At 57.8% G+C, this 17,493-nt stretch carries 16 protein-coding genes; 7 read left to right on the plus strand and 9 right to left on the minus strand.

Annotated elements, in window-relative coordinates:
• Positions 1 to 13 precede the first annotated feature (13 nt).
• Positions 14 to 1,348 (minus strand): primase-helicase family protein, encoded by a 1,335-nt coding sequence (locus ACZ1HH_RS02775; RefSeq protein WP_487320365.1) that lies wholly within the window; start codon positions 1,346 to 1,348, stop codon positions 14 to 16.
• Between the two features lie 461 nt (positions 1,349 to 1,809).
• Between ACZ1HH_RS02775 and ACZ1HH_RS02780 the strand changes: the two genes are divergently transcribed.
• The 3 genes from ACZ1HH_RS02780 (at position 1,810) to ACZ1HH_RS02790 (ending at position 3,557) form a co-directional block, all read left to right on the plus strand.
• A complete protein-coding gene (locus ACZ1HH_RS02780; protein WP_472637344.1) occupies positions 1,810 to 1,935 on the plus strand; it encodes a hypothetical protein in 126 nt (41 codons plus the stop codon).
• Between the two features lie 598 nt (positions 1,936 to 2,533).
• Positions 2,534 to 2,803, plus strand: a complete 270-nt coding sequence (locus ACZ1HH_RS02785) for a hypothetical protein (RefSeq protein ID WP_472637252.1) — start codon at positions 2,534 to 2,536, stop codon at positions 2,801 to 2,803.
• 280 nt (positions 2,804 to 3,083) lie between these two features.
• On the plus strand, positions 3,084 to 3,557 hold the full coding sequence (locus tag ACZ1HH_RS02790) for a hypothetical protein (protein ID WP_472637253.1): 474 nt from the start codon (positions 3,084 to 3,086) through the stop codon (positions 3,555 to 3,557).
• A gap of 390 nt (positions 3,558 to 3,947) precedes the next feature.
• Here ACZ1HH_RS02790 and ACZ1HH_RS02795 read toward each other — a convergent pair whose 3' ends face one another.
• From ACZ1HH_RS02795 to ACZ1HH_RS02805, 3 genes are read right to left on the minus strand one after another with little or no spacing between them, the layout of a single operon-like run.
• Positions 3,948 to 5,252 carry a DUF6538 domain-containing protein gene (locus ACZ1HH_RS02795; protein ID WP_472637254.1) on the minus strand — a complete coding sequence of 435 codons (1,305 nt, stop codon included), beginning with the start codon at positions 5,250 to 5,252 and terminating at the stop codon, positions 3,948 to 3,950.
• 39 nt (positions 5,253 to 5,291) lie between these two features.
• Entirely contained in the window at positions 5,292 to 5,480 is a 189-nt protein-coding gene (locus ACZ1HH_RS02800) for a hypothetical protein (protein ID WP_472637255.1), read from the minus strand.
• On the minus strand, positions 5,480 to 5,602 hold the full coding sequence (locus ACZ1HH_RS02805) for a hypothetical protein (RefSeq protein ID WP_472637256.1): 123 nt from the start codon (positions 5,600 to 5,602) through the stop codon (positions 5,480 to 5,482). Before ACZ1HH_RS02805 ends, ACZ1HH_RS02800 begins: the two co-directional genes overlap by 1 nt.
• Positions 5,603 to 5,860: 258 nt before the next feature.
• Here ACZ1HH_RS02805 and ACZ1HH_RS02810 point away from each other — a divergent pair, with 258 nt between their 5' ends.
• The 4 genes from ACZ1HH_RS02810 (at position 5,861) to tnpC (ending at position 11,771) form a co-directional block, all read left to right on the plus strand.
• Positions 5,861 to 8,896, plus strand: coding sequence for an NACHT domain-containing protein (locus ACZ1HH_RS02810; RefSeq protein ID WP_487320366.1), 3,036 nt, complete (start codon positions 5,861 to 5,863; stop codon positions 8,894 to 8,896).
• A gap of 518 nt (positions 8,897 to 9,414) precedes the next feature.
• The gene (gene tnpA, locus ACZ1HH_RS02815; protein WP_472635111.1) at positions 9,415 to 9,825 is read left to right on the plus strand and encodes an IS66-like element accessory protein TnpA; all 411 of its coding nucleotides are present in this window, start codon (positions 9,415 to 9,417) and stop codon (positions 9,823 to 9,825) included.
• Positions 9,819 to 10,172 (plus strand): IS66 family insertion sequence element accessory protein TnpB, encoded by a 354-nt coding sequence (gene tnpB, locus ACZ1HH_RS02820; protein ID WP_168595277.1) that lies wholly within the window; start codon positions 9,819 to 9,821, stop codon positions 10,170 to 10,172. Before tnpA ends, tnpB begins: the two co-directional genes overlap by 7 nt.
• Before the next feature lie 54 nt (positions 10,173 to 10,226).
• A complete protein-coding gene (tnpC, locus tag ACZ1HH_RS02825; protein WP_168610441.1) occupies positions 10,227 to 11,771 on the plus strand; it encodes an IS66 family transposase in 1,545 nt (514 codons plus the stop codon).
• A 337-nt stretch (positions 11,772 to 12,108) separates the two neighbouring features.
• Here tnpC and ACZ1HH_RS02830 read toward each other — a convergent pair whose 3' ends face one another.
• Genes ACZ1HH_RS02830 through ACZ1HH_RS02850 form a run of 5 tightly spaced genes read right to left on the minus strand, consistent with a single transcriptional unit; the run spans position 12,109 to position 17,469 of the window.
• Positions 12,109 to 12,690 carry a histidine phosphatase family protein gene (locus ACZ1HH_RS02830; protein WP_487320367.1) on the minus strand — a complete coding sequence of 194 codons (582 nt, stop codon included), beginning with the start codon at positions 12,688 to 12,690 and terminating at the stop codon, positions 12,109 to 12,111.
• Positions 12,690 to 13,760, minus strand: coding sequence for an MBL fold metallo-hydrolase (locus ACZ1HH_RS02835; protein WP_472637259.1), 1,071 nt, complete (start codon positions 13,758 to 13,760; stop codon positions 12,690 to 12,692). Before ACZ1HH_RS02835 ends, ACZ1HH_RS02830 begins: the two co-directional genes overlap by 1 nt.
• A gap of 9 nt (positions 13,761 to 13,769) precedes the next feature.
• On the minus strand, positions 13,770 to 14,810 hold the full coding sequence (locus tag ACZ1HH_RS02840) for an ABC transporter ATP-binding protein (RefSeq protein ID WP_472637260.1): 1,041 nt from the start codon (positions 14,808 to 14,810) through the stop codon (positions 13,770 to 13,772).
• Positions 14,798 to 16,504, minus strand: a complete 1,707-nt coding sequence (locus ACZ1HH_RS02845; protein ID WP_472637261.1) for an ABC transporter permease — start codon at positions 16,502 to 16,504, stop codon at positions 14,798 to 14,800. The genes ACZ1HH_RS02840 and ACZ1HH_RS02845 overlap by 13 nt, the downstream gene beginning before the upstream one ends.
• On the minus strand, positions 16,501 to 17,469 hold the full coding sequence (locus ACZ1HH_RS02850; RefSeq protein WP_472637262.1) for an ABC transporter substrate-binding protein: 969 nt from the start codon (positions 17,467 to 17,469) through the stop codon (positions 16,501 to 16,503). Before ACZ1HH_RS02850 ends, ACZ1HH_RS02845 begins: the two co-directional genes overlap by 4 nt.
• Positions 17,470 to 17,493 lie beyond the last annotated feature (24 nt).

The raw sequence follows: 17,493 nt of genomic DNA on the forward strand, positions 1-17,493 counted from the left end.
GAAGTTCAACAAGCTACTGCTGCAGCACTTCCCCGGCACCCGCTGAGAGACGCCGCATAATAGGGGTATCAATTGCCGCCATGTTCATAGACCGCGGGTTAAAGCTGTTCGACTGCCTGTGCTCCAGGAGGGCGTTATACAGACGAGCCAGCACTTCCCGCCGAGACATCTGCTCGTGGAAATGGGTCATGAAGGACTGGAAGTCCTCCGCATCTGGACCGGAGGCGTGCCCAGAGTGATTGGCGTCGGCAACATACCAACGGCGATCGTCAGGTTCGATCCAGTGCGGGTAGTGGTTCGTAGTCATCACGTATGACGTGAAGTTGTTTACTTGAGTGACCTCCTTTCCTTTGCCTTCCACCGCAACTCTACTTTCGGTGATCAGTGCCTTGATGGCGTTGCCTGCGTCCGTGCCAGGTTTCAGTTTCACCTCTTCACAGCCAACAAACTTCTTTGCCATCGTGGTTTGGTTGAACCGAGACGTCAGCGTTTGAAGGCCATTGACCGTGATAGAGTTTTGAGCACCGAAAAGTTGGCCGGAAGTTTGCAGCAGTGTGCTTTTGCCGGTTCCCTTGTTCTGGGAATACAGCAAGAACGCCCAGCCAGGCTTTAGATGCTCGTTCTGAAGGCCCGAAGATAGCCAATCTTTGAAGTAAACCCGATCAGTAGGGTGCACGAAGATCCGCTCAAGAAGCTCATCGAACAAGGCACTATCAGCCTCCTGGATGCCCAGCTTCCTGTATGCTGGCTTGATCCACGAGTTGATTGTTGCTGAGCCCTTATGCCAGATCACCCCTTCAGACAGGCCCGGGTTGCACTCGACTCTGCCATCCCAGACTGCAATAGTGTGAGATCGGTCAGAATGAACCCTCTCCACGGCATGCTGAACGACATCACGCCAAAGTTCATCGGTCATTTCGATGTCCGGAAAGGTGTCCGAGAGATCGACAGCATAGACACGCTTCAGGTCCGTTGCTGACATGGAGCTGCTCGGGTCCTCAATCCGATAGAAGCGCCCCTCTTTGCGAACGAACTTGCTCGCGAGGTCCATGCACAAGGTTGCTTTCGCTACCTCGTGTTGGTTTTCCTCTTCCGGCTGCTCATCAGTTTCTTCAACCACTTCCGTTTCAGTGGTCGAAGTCGCTGCATTATCCCGGTTATTGGTATCGTTAGCCGCACGGGAAGATGCAATAACCCCGTCAGCAGACTCTTCCGCCACCTCAATTATCTGTTCTTCGCGCCCCTCTTTAGAGGCCGCGCCAGGCAGCTTTTTTTTCCGCCGAGTTGGACGGTCTAGAAGGCGATTGTGAGTCGCGCCTTTGAAGATATCGTTCAAGCTTTCGCTCATACACATGCTCCTTTGTTCTCTTCGAACTTCATTGGTTAGGGTTCAGCGCTGCTCGATTGAGCCTCCTTTCTCGAAAATGACTGCAGCCGAGTGCGGTCATGAGCAGCGTGTTGAAACAATGAAGGCCTAAGACCGCCGACCTTTCGTCGCGTTCTTCCCAAAACAACATGGATGAGGGGGAGTGATGGCTAGCTGATGCTGATGCACCAATAGCCAACGCCTACATTCCACTAGCAATGCAATTGCCAGCTGTCCGAGACCTTAGTTTTCTCTGAATGTAGACGTTGGATGTTTCCCACCTATGGCGACGACCGAAGCTGAGTGAAAGGAACGTCGCAATATGCGCTCCCCACTGTGCTGCAATCGGCGTCACCAGAACGCGGTCCGCACCATCGTAAGCGGGATTTCTGTCATAAGGTGCGAACACCGTCAACCGGCTTGTCGCCACCCGCGATCAGGTCATCAGACATCGGTGCCATAAGAGGTGCTGTGTGAACCCGCGTCATCTGATCATCGGAGACCGGCGGGACAATCTGATGGATGAGTGGGATCGGCAGGCTAACGGGGTGGACTATCGCCAGCTATAACCGTGGCTATGCACTGATTTGACCGAATCCAAGCCAACGCCTCTCCCGCAGCTAGGGAGGGGCACACCCGTCATACCCGCAAAAGGTGATAGCGGGTGTCAGGGGGTGGGGCAGAACCGATCACAGCAAACAGCTAACCCGATACGCCAACTTACCCGCAAACCACTGGGGCCGAAAACGGGGGCAATCCTGCTCTTTCGGAACCGACAACGTCTTTTTCTGTTTGCGGAAAGGCCGATGGCTGGGGTGGTAGGACGCCTTGCCTGCCGAGTCTCTTCATCACCTTAGCCGGACCGATAGCAAATCTGGGGCCGTTCCCGGGGCGAAACGTAGTGAAGCCTGGGGCGGTTCGGTAGCTAACGACCCGTCGCCGAGCCGCTAGCAACCCGCTGTCACATCCCAGCCGCAACTTCCCAACCAACCTGCCGCAACCAGTCCGCCAACATCCCAGCCTATCGCTATCGACCCGCTGACGAGGGGTGACGGTGGAGACCCAGTGGTGGCGTAGGCCGGTGTGGGGTAAGAGGGCGGGCGTGAGAAACTCTTTGCGTTTAACCGTTATCGGACTAACCTGCCACTGCATTGAAAGGGGTTGTTTATGAACAAGGACAACAAGGAACTGGTAACGGCGTCTGGCGCAATTGTTGGTGGTGGCGCGGCCATAACGGGGATCTCTCAACTGGGGGCGGTAACCGGATTGGGGGCAACAGGCATAACGTCTGGCCTAGCAACGGTCGGCGCTCTCGTTGGGGGAGGAATGGCATCCGGTTTGGCGCTTACTGCTGCAGCACCTGTTCTTGGCGGTGTATTGGCATACGCTGGATACCGCTACTTCACCGCAGAGGATAAAGGTCAACCAGAAGAGTAAACACCTAGAGGTGCGCCAACGTCTGCTCGTCTGCTCGGTGACCGTGCCTGATCCTTAAGGAATAGGTTCTCCCAACTAGCTGGCCACTGCCGAGCCGCTGTCTCGTCCCAGAGCCAAAACCCCAACCAAGAACCGCTATCAATCCGCCTTCGATCATCCCAGCCTAGTGGTGGTGGTGGGAAATTGCACCTATGATGCACTGCTTGCAGTTTTTTGTTGACTTTCAAGGCGCTAACCTCCGTGATCGAGCATATTGAAGCTAGCGAGAAGAGCTTAGAAATTGACCAAGGAAGTGAAAACGCCCATCGCTACTTTGAACCACAAACGAGGTCTTATTCGAATATGGATTGTACTCTCGGTGATCTGGGCCGCGTTTTCACTCTTCGCGCACCTCGACGATTTCGCCCGCGTCGGCGGTCTGCTGTGGAAGAGCGAAAGCACCATTTTGAATGAACTGGCTTATCGGGGAAGGGTTGATGAGGAGTTGATTAGAAGTAGAAGCTATCAGGTTCATCATGATCACTTCACGCCGGAACAAATGAGTAAGATGATCACAGACCTCGGCGATCAAGGGCGCAGAGTGGCAGCTCTTACCAGCGAAATGGTCGTCAAGGCTTGGGCCAATCGGACAGCCGGAAGCATATTTTTTCCCTCATTATCGCTGTTCCTCTTGAAGGCCGCCGTTCCTCCTACCTTACTTTTCTTACTCGGGTGGGCCGCCTTGTGGGTCATTCGAGGGTTCAGGGATTTTTGACACAGGCGTAGCCTTATGAACTGGAAATGCCGAAGAGAAGCCCCTTGAGCCGCCAGTCCGTCATCTTGATAGGGCCGGGAAAACCCAGTCTCCGGCAGTCCAAAGCTAGTAGGTACCTTGCATGCATCGGAGTATCTAGCATGCCCATGCTTTCGGAGGAATCTTCCCGAAAAAAAGCAAAGTGTTGACCCCGGCTAGCACGAAGCCAGCCGGGGGTCAACTATGGTATCCTGCGGGTCAGGACGTACTCCGCCAGCCAACGCCAGTAGTCTTCAGCGTCAGCGAAGCCCTGAGACCGAGCCGCCAGATCTTCAGCCGCCCTACGAGAAAGACCGCCATCGTATTCAGCGATAGCGGCCCTCTCCTCGAACTCCTCAATGTTGGGTGGTCTCATCCCGGCAACCCTATCTGGTCGATGATAGACCGCTTCTGTTCGTCACTGATGCCTGCGGAGTAGATGCCGTAGGTGATCCCGTTCTCCGATCGAGCCGACTTATGACCAACCACGGATGCCGTGAAATGCTCCGGGACACCGGTACGCTCGCACTGGGTGATGAACCACTTCCGAGTCGAATGAAACACCAGCCCTGGACGCTCCAGCTTCAGCCGCCGCCGGGCCTTAGCAAAAGCCTTGGTGATCTGGTTGACATTCAGGTCAGGGAAAAGCGGGCCGAAGTCAGGCAAGCCCGAGAACAGTTCCTCTAGCACCGGGTGAACCGGAACCAGCCGTTCCGCAGCGTCGGTCTTCAGCAAACGCAGCTCATTTGGTCTGACCCAAGCAAAGGTTCCTAGATTGCCCTTCGACACCAGATCTTCCCGAAGCAGGCCAGCCGCCTCTCCAGCACGCATCCCCGACAACAAGCAGGTCAGAAACACCGGATGCAGATCGACATTCCGGTCAGCCAGCAGACGCCGCACCTCTTCGTCCATCAGTACCGCATAGGGCTTGGGTCGAACCTTCTGCTCAAACAGCACGGACTTAAACGGATTGGCTTCCAGAGCGCCCTCGTAGACGCACCAGTCGAGGAAGTGGTTCACCTGCGACCAGATACGCTTCTGGGTCCGCACGGTAATCTTGGCCGCGCAGTTTTCCGAGAAAGACAACAGACCGTCTAGGCCCAACCCTCTCGTTGAAGCCGACTTGCCAACAAGCGGGGACAACTTGGCGATTGTCCCAAGAAACTCCCTACCGTCGTCCCGCCCAAGGCTGCATAGCGACCGCTCACCATACCGGCTAGCGAACAGTTCCACCGAATAGCGCACCGACTTGAACCCGCCATGGCGAAGCTGGCTGCTCCGGTGCCTCAGATACAGGTCAGCGCGGTCACCGATCAGGATCTTCTTCTTCGCGGTCAACCGGTTGAAGTCAGGCCGGTCAAGAACAGTGCCAGAGTCCACCAGAGAGGCCCGCAGGCGGTCGAGAGCGCCTTCCGGATTAGCTGCCCATGTCGGGGCGGTTCCGTTGCTCCTTGGGGCGCTCAGTGCTTCTTCTGCTAGTGACCGAACTTCTGCCACCTGCGTTTCATAGCGAGCGTTCAATTCAGCTGCCCGGACGCGGGCGGTAGCGGCATCTTTCGTCTTCAGAGATTGTTTTAGGGCTTGCTGGCCAAGAGCCAGAGCCACGTCTTTCGGGTAATGGCGTCGATAGAGCCACGTGTGACCTTTCAAGTACGCATACTTGATCTGAGCAGACATTGCGTCTCCTCCTTCTTGTTTTGAGTTTTGGGGATTGGCCTATTCAGCCTTGGAGTGGACCCTCAGGATCAGGTCGAAGTCCGGCTCGCCGTATTCGCCTTCCAGTGGTCCGTTCAGTGAATAGCCGCCCACGCAGTCGTCAAAGACTTCTGTGATCCGGAACAGATGCTCCGGCCAGTCTTCAGACGCGCGGATGACCACTATGTCGTCGGGGTGATACTCGCCCATCAGTCGATCCTGGCGAACAGGACGATGATGATCTTGCCGATGACGATTTCACCGCTGCTGGACCGTCTGGCCTTTATCGGCTTGGATGCTAGCAGGTACTTAGCAAGAATTTGAGACAGCATGATAAACCTCCGTAGTTGCTATCGATTTAGATACGGAGGAGGCCTCAGTTCTTTGATTGGAGCATTCGGCACACCTGCGGACAAAGCCCCTTGCCAAGGTCAGATCCTCTACCGTGTCAAAGAGAACACTTGACGCGGCTGAGTTGAGTGTACTTTTGTCACGGCATTGCTCGGTGGTAAACTTCATTGGCGCAAATTGTGTGATCATTGAAGGTGCCTTGAGCTGCCTATCAACCTAAGTAAAATAGGACTTTAACTTTGACTATTGGAGAGAGCATTTTCACTGGGGTGATCGCGAACATCGTTTATGGCAATGTAAGAAGGCCGATAAAGGGGTTGGCGGACGCGCTATCACGCAGGGGTGATATAAACTCCGCCTTGAAAAGAGGCTCATCAAAAAAAAGTTCAGGCAGTGAAGAGGCCGCTCGCGCGGTGGGCGATGTACTGCGAGTGCTTGCCAATGATCACGGGCAAAATACCCAGAAAATCCATGATTTTTTGTATGACGTGGAGCGAAGTGCGGTTCCCGATGCCATAAAGCAGTTCCTTCTAGTCGGCGCAGACACCAATAACGCGCTCTCAGCATTTGGAATTATTTACGACAGTCACGCCCCTCTGCCCTTCGGAAAAGAGGAGATATTCGCATCGATCTCGGCAGCCATTGAGGCTCGCCTGCACCAGGGGGAATCGGATAAAATTTTACTTGGCGCCACTCAAGCGCAAACGCAGGAGTTGGTTTCAAGAATTGACGCGCTCGCAGCAAGCTTTCGTCTTGGTAAGCCAAAGGTTGCGCTGCCGTTTGATGAATTTAATAAGATAAGATTGAAAGTAGCTAAAGGGGTGGAGAACGCAAACAAGAATATTAATGTGGAAACTACCAAGGGAACAAGGAAAGTTGCCTTAAAAAAAGTGGTCATACCAGCAAGACTGTCTGCCATTTCCAGCGCTAACGATCTTCCGGCCCCACATCGAGATGAAACACCTAAGCCAAAACGAACAATTGGACTTATTCCCTTTCGTCGCAGTTTCAACAAGGCGATCATTTTAGGTGATCCTGGAGGGGGGAAGACAACACTTACGCAGCTGCTGTGTTTTGACTTGTCACATCAAATTGTCCTTGAGGAAGATAACCCGAACTATTCAAAATTTGATGCGAGTGAGCTTCGCTTACCGATGAGGGTCGTTCTTCGCACGCTCGAAAAGAGGCAGAATGCAAACCCATCCTATAGTATTTTTGATTACCTAATAGATGAGGTGAGGCAGTATTGTGAAAGCGATAGCTCTTTAGCGATAAGCTTTTTGCAACAGATGTTGCATCTAGGGAAGGCGATCATAATTTTTGATGGGTTGGATGAAATCCTAGAAGTTGGCGCTAGACGGTTAATGTGCTCTCTCATTGAGCAGTTCTCGCACACCTATGAACCTTGCCCCGTTCTAGTCACCTCTCGAATAGTCGGCTACAGAGACGCCCCACTTTCCCCTGACTTTGAGCTACACACCTTAGCGCGCTTCAATAGGGAAGAGGTCAAAGATTTTTCGTCGAAGCTTATCAGAGTCATCAACCAAGAGGCAAAATCTGCCGCAGAAAGTAAAGCAAGAGACTTCATTCGTCAAACTGAGGGGACTGCAAATGACTTGAGAGAAAACCCTCTTCTGCTCGGGTTGATGGTTTACATCTTCATGGCCAGAGGCGACGTTCCGAATAACCGACCGGAAATATATCGTGAATGCTCCCTTCTTATGTTTGAGAAATGGGATCAGAGAAGAGACATAATATTCAAGTTTCCCCAAGATTTTGACTTGCTTGATTTGTTCGGATTTCTTGCGTCCAAAATTTTTGGTGACGCAGAGGCGGAGTATGGTGTTTCGGAAGACTGGCTTACCAAACAGCTACGGCAGTACTTTACGGTGTGGTATGAAGACCGCGCGAAGTCTGTTCAAGCATCAAAGGCGCTGGTTGATTTTATAACCGGACGCGCTTGGGTTATGTGCGAAGTTGGCCCCGGTACATTCAAATTTACGCATAGGACTTTTTTAGAATACTTCTTTGCTCGACGCATAGAAGAAGAAGCCGGAGGAGTAATTTCTCTAGTATCAGACCAGATCGTTGGGAAGGCGTATAATGCTGAGTGGGATGTTGTAAGTCATTTAGCACTGCAAATTGCCACCTACAGAAGTGCCCCTAAATCCCTTCAAGCCCTACTCACATTAATCGATAATGGAGATAAATGGAATGAAGATATTTCCAAACAGCAGAACTACTTAGACTTTTTGGGTCGATCGCTGGAGTATTTAACCCTCCCGGAGTCCAATCTCATTGAAGCGATTAACTTCATCTTCGATCGCGTAATTGTCTTATCAAAGCATGCAGGTTTTGACGGCGTAGAAGTAGTTCACAGCTTGCTCACGGCATGCAATAAAAGGTCTGAACTTGTTCAACGTCACCTAAATGCAATCCTTGCTCCAGTATTGGAGGGTGAAAGCAATGATCAAAGATATTTCGCCCTCAGGCTTATAGGAACTAGGTACTATGGGTTTCGATCGGGTAATGGCCGGAACGCTTCAGCCATTATTTGGACCACATTTGGTAAACTCCGAAAGAAATGTAAGAATGACCAGTACGTGCGAGCAACGAAGAACCTGAATGAAGCCCAGGCCTATATCGAAGTTTACCGAGACAGCTTGTCAGCTCTTTACGCGTACCAGGGCCTCTCACTGCTAACAGGTGGCGAAAGGGATGAGGCGGGATTTGACTTTAACCCTCTTGGCGGCATCATCCTTGCAGCTAGCCTTACACGGGTCATGAAGACCACAAGAATACGGTTTGACGGTTTAGAGTTTGAGGAAGATGACCTTGCAAATCTCATAGGATTGGTCGCTTCTGATCTTAGGGGTATGTGGGAGAGTGGGGAGATTTGGAAGCTTGAGAGTGGCACTTCAGATTACCACTTTCTTGATCTGTTGGGCATTGTTCTTGAGGACTTCATCAATGAAGGAACTGGACGTGTTCGCCGCTCTCCCAAAGGAACACGCCTTTCGGAATGTTTCCTTGTTTACATCTCCTTGCACCTGTTTTCTTTACGAAACTCCAAAGGTACTTCGCTGGAAATTATTGAAACGATCAAAACAGGCCTTCCCAACAAAAGGGAAGCCTTAGAAGATCTTGTCGAATATTATTCATGCAAATTGGCGGAGCCTCAGCTCGAAGGAGCTATTCGAGATCTTGGAGCTAAGCTCTCCGCTGAGTTCGCTCTATGCCCTGTTAGTACCGACGTATTGCAAGCGACCAATTAACCACCCCACCGCCCCTCGCCACCACCGGGTCTCCACCGTCACCACTCGTCAGCGGGTTGATAGCGGCAGGCTGGGATGTTGGCGGGTCGATAGCAGCTCTTGGCTGGGTTGTTGACGGCTGGGATGTTGGGTGAGCGGCCCGGAGACGGGTCGTTAGCCACCGAACCGCCCCAGAAACCGCCCCAGAAACCGCCCCAGGTTTGCTGACGGGGCGGCTAAGGCGATGAAGCGGATCGGTGGGCAAGGCGTCCTACCACCCCAGCCAGTGTTTTCCTGAACATGGTAGCAAGAACGACAACCGCGACCGGTGACCGGAATGTCCCCGTTTAGTGCCCCAGTCCGTTAGCGCAGGGACCGTGAGCTGAGCCGGATGCTTTCCCCGGGTGGGAGGGGTCGTTAGGTCCGAGTATAGTCGGGCATAGGGATCAGCAATGTAAGCGCTGTCCCGGCCCCACGTTGTAGCGCCTATCCCGTACTGCGAGATCTTGCACATCTCACAGTGGGGAGTGCGTTTCGCAATGTGCACTACAAATTCGTTTCTCAAATCGTTGGGCGTGGAGATCTACGCGTCGGGTCACCGGCGGTGGCCGGATGAAGCCAAGGCCCGGGCAGTGGCGGATACGCTCGAACCGGGCGCGACAGTGAATGGCGTGGCGGCGCGGTATGGAGTCTTGCCAAACCAGCTGTCGGCCTGGCGCCGGTTGGCGAAGCAGGGGAAGCTGGTGTTGCCAGCAGCGGAGCTGGACGAACCGGTCTTCGCCCCGCTGGTAGTCTGCGATGTGCCGGAGGTGCTGCCGGAACCGGACATGGCGGCACCGAAAGAGGTGATCCGGATCGTCTCAGGCGAAGTCAGGATCGAGCTGGCGCCCGGCACGCCCGCGACCCGGATCGCCGAGATCGCGCATGCGCTCGGGACCTCGCCATGCTGATGCCCTCACAGGGCCTCCGGATTTTGGTTGCGACAAAACCGGTGGACTTCCGCAAAGGCCATGACGGCCTGGCAGCGCTCGTGCAGTCGACGCTTGCCGAGGATCCGTTCACGGGCACGGTCTTCGTGTTCCGGTCGAAGCGCGCCGACCGGTTGAAGATCCTGTTCTGGGACGGCAGCGGACTCGTGATGGCCTACAAACGGCTGGAAGAAAACACCTTCACTTGGCCCGCGATCCGCGATGGGGCAATGACCCTGAACCGGGCGCAGTTCGAGGCCCTGTTTGCCGGTTTGGACTGGCGCAGGGTTCGATCTCTGGAGGTGCGCCGACCGGCTGTGGCAGAGTGACTCAGCCTATTGAATAACCGGGCATTGGCGCCCCGGGCCCGGTATAATCCAGCCATGCCCGACGCCCCGCCCATCGACCTGTCCGCGATCCCTGAGAGCCAGCGCGCCGCCGTTCTGGCGGTGCTGCAGGAAAACGGCGCCCTGAAGGAAGCCAACCGGCGGCTCGAGCATCTCGTGGCCGAGTTGAACCATGTCGTGCATGGCAAACGGTCCGAGAAGCTGAGTGATGACGACCGGCAGCTTGCCTTCGAAGACCTGGAAACCGCCGTCGCCGAGGTCGAGACCCGCAGGGAGCAGGCCGCCCCCTCCACCCAGACCCCGCGCGCGACACGGCAGCGCAATCTCGGCCATCTGCCCGCGGACCTGCCGCGCATCGAGCGTGTCATCGAACCGGCGAGCCTTGAGTGTCCTTGCGGCTGCGGCCGCATGCACCAGATCGGCGAGGATCGGACCGAACGTCTGGACATCGTGCCTGCGCAGCTTCGTGTGCTGGTCGACATCCGGCCGAAGTATGCCTGCCGCATTTGCTCGGACGGGGTCACCCAGGCGCCCGCCGCGCCGCGGCTGATCGAGGGCGGTCTGCCGACCGAGGGCGCCATCGCTCATGTGCTGGTCTCGAAGTTCGCGGACCACCTGCCGTTCTACCGCCAAGGCCAGATCCTGGCGCGCTCCGGCATCCAAGTCGACCGCAGCACCCTGGCGGACTGGGCAGGCACCGCCGCCTTCCACCTCGGCCCCGTGGTCGACCGGCTGGCGGAACACATCAAGTCCTCCGGAAAGCTGTTCATGGATGAGACCACGGCTCCGGTCCTCGACCCCGGACGCGGCCGAACCAAGACCGGCTACCTCTGGGCCCTGGCCCGCGATGATCGCGGATGGGGCGGAGAAGACCCGCCCGGTGTCGTCTTCACCTACCAGCCCAGCCGCGCCGGCGCCCACGCGGAACAGATCCTTCAGGGCTTCGACGGTATCCTGCAGCTCGACGGCTACACCGGTTATGACCGGCTGACGCGCCCGTCCCGCAAGGGCGGCGCGCCGATCACGGTGGCCCACTGCTGGGCGCATGCGCGGCGCAAGCTGAAGGAGGTCTTCGACCGCGACGGCTCGGAAATCGCCGCCGAGGGCCTGCGCCGGATCGCTGAGCTCTACCGCATCGAGGCCGAGATCCGGGGCATGGGCCCGGGCCAACGTCTGTCGGCCCGTCAGGCCCGCAGCGCGCCCCTCGTGGCCGAGTTCGGTGATTGGCTGCAGGCACAGCGTCTGCGTATCTCGGCCAAGTCGCGCCTCGGCGAGAAGCTGACCTACATCCACCGCCAGTGGGGCGGCCTGCAGACCTTCCTCCACGACGGCCGCGTCGAGATGGACTCCAACGCCGTCGAAAACCTGATCCGCCCGATCGCCCTGACAAGAAAGAACGCACTCTTCGCCGGCCACGACGAGGGCGGCCGCACCTGGGCCCGCATCGCCTCCCTGATAGCCACCGCGAAGATCAACGGCGTCGCGCCCTTTGCCTATTTGAAGGCGACCCTGGAAGCCATCGCCGCCGGTCACCCGGCCAGCAGGATCGACGAGCTGCTACCTTGGAACTTCACCCCGTAAAGCTGAACAGGCGTGGGGTGGCGACAGCGCTTACTCAGCAATGGAAAACGCAGGATAACGTCGGGATGACGCTTACGTGCTTGCCAGTTCCCAAGCACCCAAAGAACAAACATAGAGAAGACGTTCCTTAAAGAGCCGCTGTCGCACCATGTCGGCGGAGCAGCGAGGAAGGGACCTGAAGGTGAGGTAGTCTTCGGCCAGAGACGGGTGGGTCCGCCGGATTTCATTAAGGCCTTGAAAGTTCTGCGATACCTACACCTCAACTCCGAGAACTGCGCGCGCAGCTAGCCGCATAACAGTCTTCAGCTGATGCGCTCTCTCATCGACGATAATGAAGCTACCGCAGTCGAGCAGTGTTGGCGCCAGAATGATCCAGCCATTGTTCGATATGCTTGCCTGAGTGGTGTTCAAACAGGATGGGCGTGGCATTGGCGGGGCGTGTGCCGACGCTGGTTTGTTGCGCGAGAAGGCGTGTTGCGCGGATCACGCCGGAATGGCAGACCAGCACCGGCAATGCGCCCTGAGACTGCGTGCAACACCAGGTTATGGCGGCGTGCACCCGCAGGATCATGTCGCGCCACCCCTCGCCTTGGGGCGGGGTGCTGTCCCGGGGCGGCAGCTCCGAGAGGGGGCGCCCTTCAAATACCCCCCAATCGCGTTCACGCAGGTTTGGAACCACCTGGGCGGTGGTGTCGGGGAATGCAAGCGATGCGGTCTTGATTGCGCGATCCATCGGGCTGCAAAATAGCGTGATGGGCTCCGGGAAAGAGATCTCTTTGAGCAGGCTCGCCTGTTGCCGCCCCAGATCCGTCAGCGCGACATCGAGCCGCCCCGCGATGATTTCATCGCGGTTTGCGGTCGTCTCACCATGTCGGATCAGACAGAAGCTGCGGGCGGGCAGGGCAGGAAATGAGGCCATTAGAGCTCCACGGTTTCGTGTAAAAAGACCTGCGCATCAAAACCTTCTTCGACCAGATAGTCCTCGGGCATGGTGCAGAAGGCGGGTGCGTAGCGCTTGGCGCCGAGGCGGCGGATCATGGCGATCTGGTCCGAAAGCGGGGGATGAACGTTCCAGCGGCGAAAGTACCCGCCCTGGACAGCCTCGATGCCGCGGGCATGGGCGGTCATATGACCTGTGAAGATCACATGAGCATCCCGCCCCAAACGGCCACTTTCGCGCCACGCGCGCACATAGGCCCAGGCGGCGCCGCCGTCGGCGTTTGGGGTGTCGCAGATCAGAAACCGGGCCTCATCGAGCGGGCCACGCTCCAGCAGAGGCGCAATTTCTTGCGCGCGCGGCGCGACACCGCCAGACCTGAGGGCGGCGCGCAGGCTGTCGCAGCATTCGGGGTCGAGCAGAACCGCTTCGGGGCCAAAGCGGTGCATCAGGTGCAACGCCAGCTCGCCCGCGCGGCCAGAGGGCGGCACCGGAAAGAGGATCTGGCCACCAAGGTCGTCAATCAGCGCGTCGAGGTCCTGAAGTCGCTGGCTTTGGGGGACGTTGCTCAGGTGATAGGAGCAGTCGATAATCGCAGTGGCCGCTTCTGGTGGCTCGTCAAAAGCAAACCATTGGCTCTCTTCAGACCAATCGCCGGAGTAGAACAATCCCGCGCCGAGATCAAAATGCATCCACACGCCACCAAGAGCATGGCCATTGCGACCGGTGGTAAGGCAAATTCCGTCAAGGTGCGTCTCTCCCTGTTCAGGGAGCGCGATCACCTGTGCCGAGGGTGGCAGTGCTTGCGCGGTGCGACGGGTGGCATAGATCGGCAAGCCCGCCTCCACGGCGTAGGCCGCGCCGCCGATGTGGTCGATATGGTCGTGGGTCACAAAGACCGCGTCGACCCCGATCAGCCAGTCGGGATCAAAGGTGGCGTTGGCCTCCGGGCCAAAGCCGCAATCTAGAAGCCAGCGGTGGCGTCCGGTATCAAGGCGCATGGCGGCGGGGCCTTTATCGCCGATACCAGAGAGAACGGTGATGGTGCTCATGAGATCCTCCTAGGCGGCAAAGGCCCATGGGGCGGATAGGGTCAGGCCGATTTGTTCGCCGGGGGCAAAGCGGGTTGCGGATTGGGTCACCAGGCTGTCGCCACTCGCGGCGGTCAGTTCGAGCCGGTAGCGTCCCCCGAGATACGTCACCCGATCCACCCGCGCGCGAATGTTGCCGGCGTCCGAAATGTGCAGGTTTTCAGGTCTGAGGCAGGCAAGCGCCGGGGTTTGAGTGTCGGTTTCAATGGGGTAGCGCGCCCCGAGCAAGGTCGCCTCTGCGCCTCTGTCGTGATGGGTCGCGCCGATCAGGGGCACCACAGCGCCTTCGCCCACGAATTCGGCGACAAAGCGGCTGCGGGGGCGGGCATAAAGGGCCTCGGGCGTGTCGAGCTGTACGATCTCACCCTGGTTCATGACCGCGATGCGATCCGCCATGGCCATCGCCTCGGCCTGGTCGTGAGTGACATAGACCATGGTGGCCTGAGTGCGTTGGTGAAAGTCGCTAAAGACCTGTTGCATCGACGCGCGCAAGGCCACGTCCAGATTTGCGAGCGGCTCATCCAGCAAAACCGCCGTAGGATCAGAGACCAGACAGCGCGCAAGCGCCACCCGCTGCCGTTGCCCACCCGAAAGCTCCGCGGGCATCCGCGCGCCATAGGGTTCAAGGGCGGTCGCCTGCAGCGCCGCATCAATCCGGGCGTCTTGCTCTGCCCGGGGCAGGCGGCGGATTTCCAGCGGATAGCCCACATTGCGCCGCACGTTCATATGCGGCCAGAGCGCATAGGACTGGAACACAAAGCCGATGTTGCGTTCTTCGGGCGGCAGGTTCAGGCGTCTTTCTGCATTGGCGACCTCGCGCGTTCCAATGGAAATGCGCCCCTCGCTGGGGGTCTCGAATCCGGCCAGCAGTCGCAGAAGCGTGGACTTCCCGCAGCCCGAAGGACCCAGAAGGGCGAGGAACTCTCCATCGCGCACAGTGGTCGAGATGGAGCGCAAAGCAGGCGCGTCGCCAAAGTGTTTGGTGATGTCGGACAGGGTCAGCTCTGCCATGGCACAACTCCTTTGGGCAGGTGGCGGGATGTGGCTTGGATCACCGCCATCAGGATCATGACGACAAAGACGATGGTCATGGCGACGGCGGAGGCCATCACCGTCTCGCCGCTGTCGTCGAGGTTAAAGATCACTACGCCAAGCGTCTCTGTTCCCGAGGACCACAAAAGCGCGGATACGGTGAGCTCGTTGAATGCGGTCAGGAACACAAGGATCGCGCCAGCCGCGGCCGAAGGGGCAGAGAGCGGCAGGATGATGTCACGCAGTCGACGCCACAGCGGTGCGCCCACCGCTTGTGCGGCCTCGTCCATCGCGGGGTCCAGCTGACGCAGGCTTGATTGCACCGGGCGAAACATCACTGCAAAGAACCGCGCGAGATACGCGAGAAAGATGATCCAGATGGTGCCGTAGAGCGTGACGTCGGTGAAGGGCAGGTTGATCAGCAGCAGGATCATCGCAATCGCGAGTACAACGCCGGGCAGCGCATAGGGCAGGTCCAGAAGGCTGTCAAAGACGCGACCAAGCCGGGTTTTGTGACGCTCCATCAGCCAGGCAAGCGGCAGGCAAAGCGCCATCAAGAGCGCAGCTGCCCCAAGCGAGAGTCCGAACGAGTTCACAAAGGCGCGCTGGGTGACCGGTTGGCGAAACAGCGCCTCATGCCAGCCCTCGAAAGAGAGCGTATCCAGCCGCAACGGCACACCGTAGGCGGGCACAAGGGATGTGGCCAAAAGCCCGGCCATGGGAAGGACGAGGATGGTGGCGATGACGCTCCAGAGGGCGATCTCGATCGGCAGACGAGCTTTGCCCAAAGGAATTGAGAGCGCGCGCCCGGAGCCGCCGACCAGATGCACGCGCTGTCGGCTCTGGCAGAAGCGCTGCAACAGGATGCCTGCAATCGCAACCACGCCGATGAGGGTGGCGAGAACCGCAACCTCGGCCAAAACCGTGGTGCCCATGCCGGCAAGTCGTTGATAAATCAACGTAGGTAGGGTGGCATAGCCTGCGGGAATACCGAGCATCGCGGGAATGCCAAAATTCCCAAGTGCGGTCACAAAGGTGATCGCGACCCCGGCCAGAAGGCTTGGCAAGGTGAGGGGCAACACAACTTGCGCCCAGATGCGAAAGCCCTTCGCACCCGAAACCCGCGCTGCCTCGACCACATCCTGGGGGATCGCTCGAAGGCCGGCGCGCAGGGTCAAAAAGATGATCGATGTATGCTGAATGCCCAACAGCAGAATAATCCCTGCAGGCGAATAAAGAGGCTGAGGCGCGCCGAGCGGCGGTGCGAGACCAAGAGTTTTGAGAAATACCGATGATGGCCCCATGATCTGCGTCCACGACAGGGCGGTGATCTGAGGTGGGATCATCATCGGGATCATCAGGCAAAACACCAGCGCGCCCTTGCGGCGCAGATCGGTGAGCGCGACCAGAAAGGCAAAACACCCCCCGATCAGCAATGAAAGGGCAGTGCCCAGTCCAGCCGTCACCAGAGAATGTTTGAGCGCCGAGAGCGTGGCGGGTTTTTGCAAGACTTCGGCAAAGAATCCGAAATTCAACTGATCGCCAGCGGTGAGACCCTCAACAAACAGGCGCACGACCGGTGCAAGGGTGAGTACAACCGCCAGCACCAGAATGAGCGACAGCAGCCGGCCCTCCGACCGGCTGCTGCTGGAATATGCGGCGAGCGAACTCATTCCGCGGCAAAGAGCTCTGCGAACTTGGCTTTGTTGGCATCGGCATCCGTGAGTGCCTGCGCCGGATCAAAGGACATCAGCTTGATCTCTTCGCGTGCGGGGAACCCGGCAGGTACCCCCATGTCGTTGCGGGCAGGGATGTAGCCCATGTCAAGCACCAGGTCCTGACCCTGCTGTGACAGCACGAAGTCGACAAACTTCTGCGCCGCGTCGACGTTCTTGGCGCTCTCGAGGATCGCCACCGGCTCGGTCACATAAGAGACGCCTTCCTCAGGGAAGACGAATTCAACCGGCGAGCCATCGGCCTTGTTGCGGATCGCGAGAAAGTCGACCACGACGCCATAGGGTTTTTCACCCGACGCAACCGCCTTGAACGTGCCGCCGTTGCCGCCCTGTGCGCGGGCGTCATTGCTGGCGAGGTCGCCGTAGTAGTCCCAGCCGAGATCCTTGTCGCCGGTAAGCGTGGCAAGGTGAATGAGCGCCGCACCCGAGTAGAGTGGCGAGGGCATTGCGATTTGACCCTTGAGGGCAGGATCTGCGAGATCGGCCCAGGAGGTCGGCAGTGTCGCCGCGCCGGTGTTGTAGACGATGCCCGTCGTGATCAGCTTGGTGGAGTGGTAATAACCCTCCGCCGAATAAAGAGCGGGGTCATAGGCCGCGGCTTCCGGGGACTGGTACGCCTTGAGCTGGCCGTTTTGCGCCATGCCTTCGAGGGTTACGGTATCCGCGATCAGCAGCACGTCGGGCTGGGGGTTGCCGGCCTCGATTTCTGCCATCAGGCGGGCCATCAGTTTCGTAGTGCCATCGCGAACCCACTCGACTTCGATTTCGGGGTTGGCTTTCATAAAGGCATCGACGGTCATCTGCGCATCCGCGTTGGGCTGCGACGTGTAGAGCGTCAGGGTCTCGGCCATCGAGGCTGAGGCGGTAAAGGCAAGAAGGGCGGCAGACAGAAGGGGCTTCATCCGAGATCTCCGTGTGGCTTTCGT

Source organism: Epibacterium sp. HA2-3, assembly GCF_055693725.2.

Bases quoted from the DNA above. Each gene is read 5' to 3' on its own strand.
- ACZ1HH_RS02775 (WP_487320365.1), bottom strand. From the start codon at position 1,348: ATGAGCGAAAGCTTGAACGATATCTTCAAAGGCGCGACTCACAATCGC.
- ACZ1HH_RS02785 (WP_472637252.1), top strand. From the start codon at position 2,534: ATGAACAAGGACAACAAGGAACTGGTAACGGCGTCTGGCGCAATTGTT.
- ACZ1HH_RS02795 (WP_472637254.1), bottom strand. From the start codon at position 5,252: ATGTCTGCTCAGATCAAGTATGCGTACTTGAAAGGTCACACGTGGCTC.
- ACZ1HH_RS02800 (WP_472637255.1), bottom strand. From the start codon at position 5,480: ATGGGCGAGTATCACCCCGACGACATAGTGGTCATCCGCGCGTCTGAA.
- ACZ1HH_RS02805 (WP_472637256.1), bottom strand. From the start codon at position 5,602: ATGCTGTCTCAAATTCTTGCTAAGTACCTGCTAGCATCCAAGCCGATA.
- tnpA (WP_472635111.1), top strand. From the start codon at position 9,415: ATGTGCACTACAAATTCGTTTCTCAAATCGTTGGGCGTGGAGATCTAC.
- tnpB (WP_168595277.1), top strand. From the start codon at position 9,819: ATGCTGATGCCCTCACAGGGCCTCCGGATTTTGGTTGCGACAAAACCG.
- tnpC (WP_168610441.1), top strand. From the start codon at position 10,227: ATGCCCGACGCCCCGCCCATCGACCTGTCCGCGATCCCTGAGAGCCAG.
- ACZ1HH_RS02830 (WP_487320367.1), bottom strand. From the start codon at position 12,690: ATGGCCTCATTTCCTGCCCTGCCCGCCCGCAGCTTCTGTCTGATCCGA.
- ACZ1HH_RS02835 (WP_472637259.1), bottom strand. From the start codon at position 13,760: ATGAGCACCATCACCGTTCTCTCTGGTATCGGCGATAAAGGCCCCGCC.
- ACZ1HH_RS02840 (WP_472637260.1), bottom strand. From the start codon at position 14,810: ATGGCAGAGCTGACCCTGTCCGACATCACCAAACACTTTGGCGACGCG.
- ACZ1HH_RS02845 (WP_472637261.1), bottom strand. From the start codon at position 16,504: ATGAGTTCGCTCGCCGCATATTCCAGCAGCAGCCGGTCGGAGGGCCGG.
- ACZ1HH_RS02850 (WP_472637262.1), bottom strand. From the start codon at position 17,469: ATGAAGCCCCTTCTGTCTGCCGCCCTTCTTGCCTTTACCGCCTCAGCC.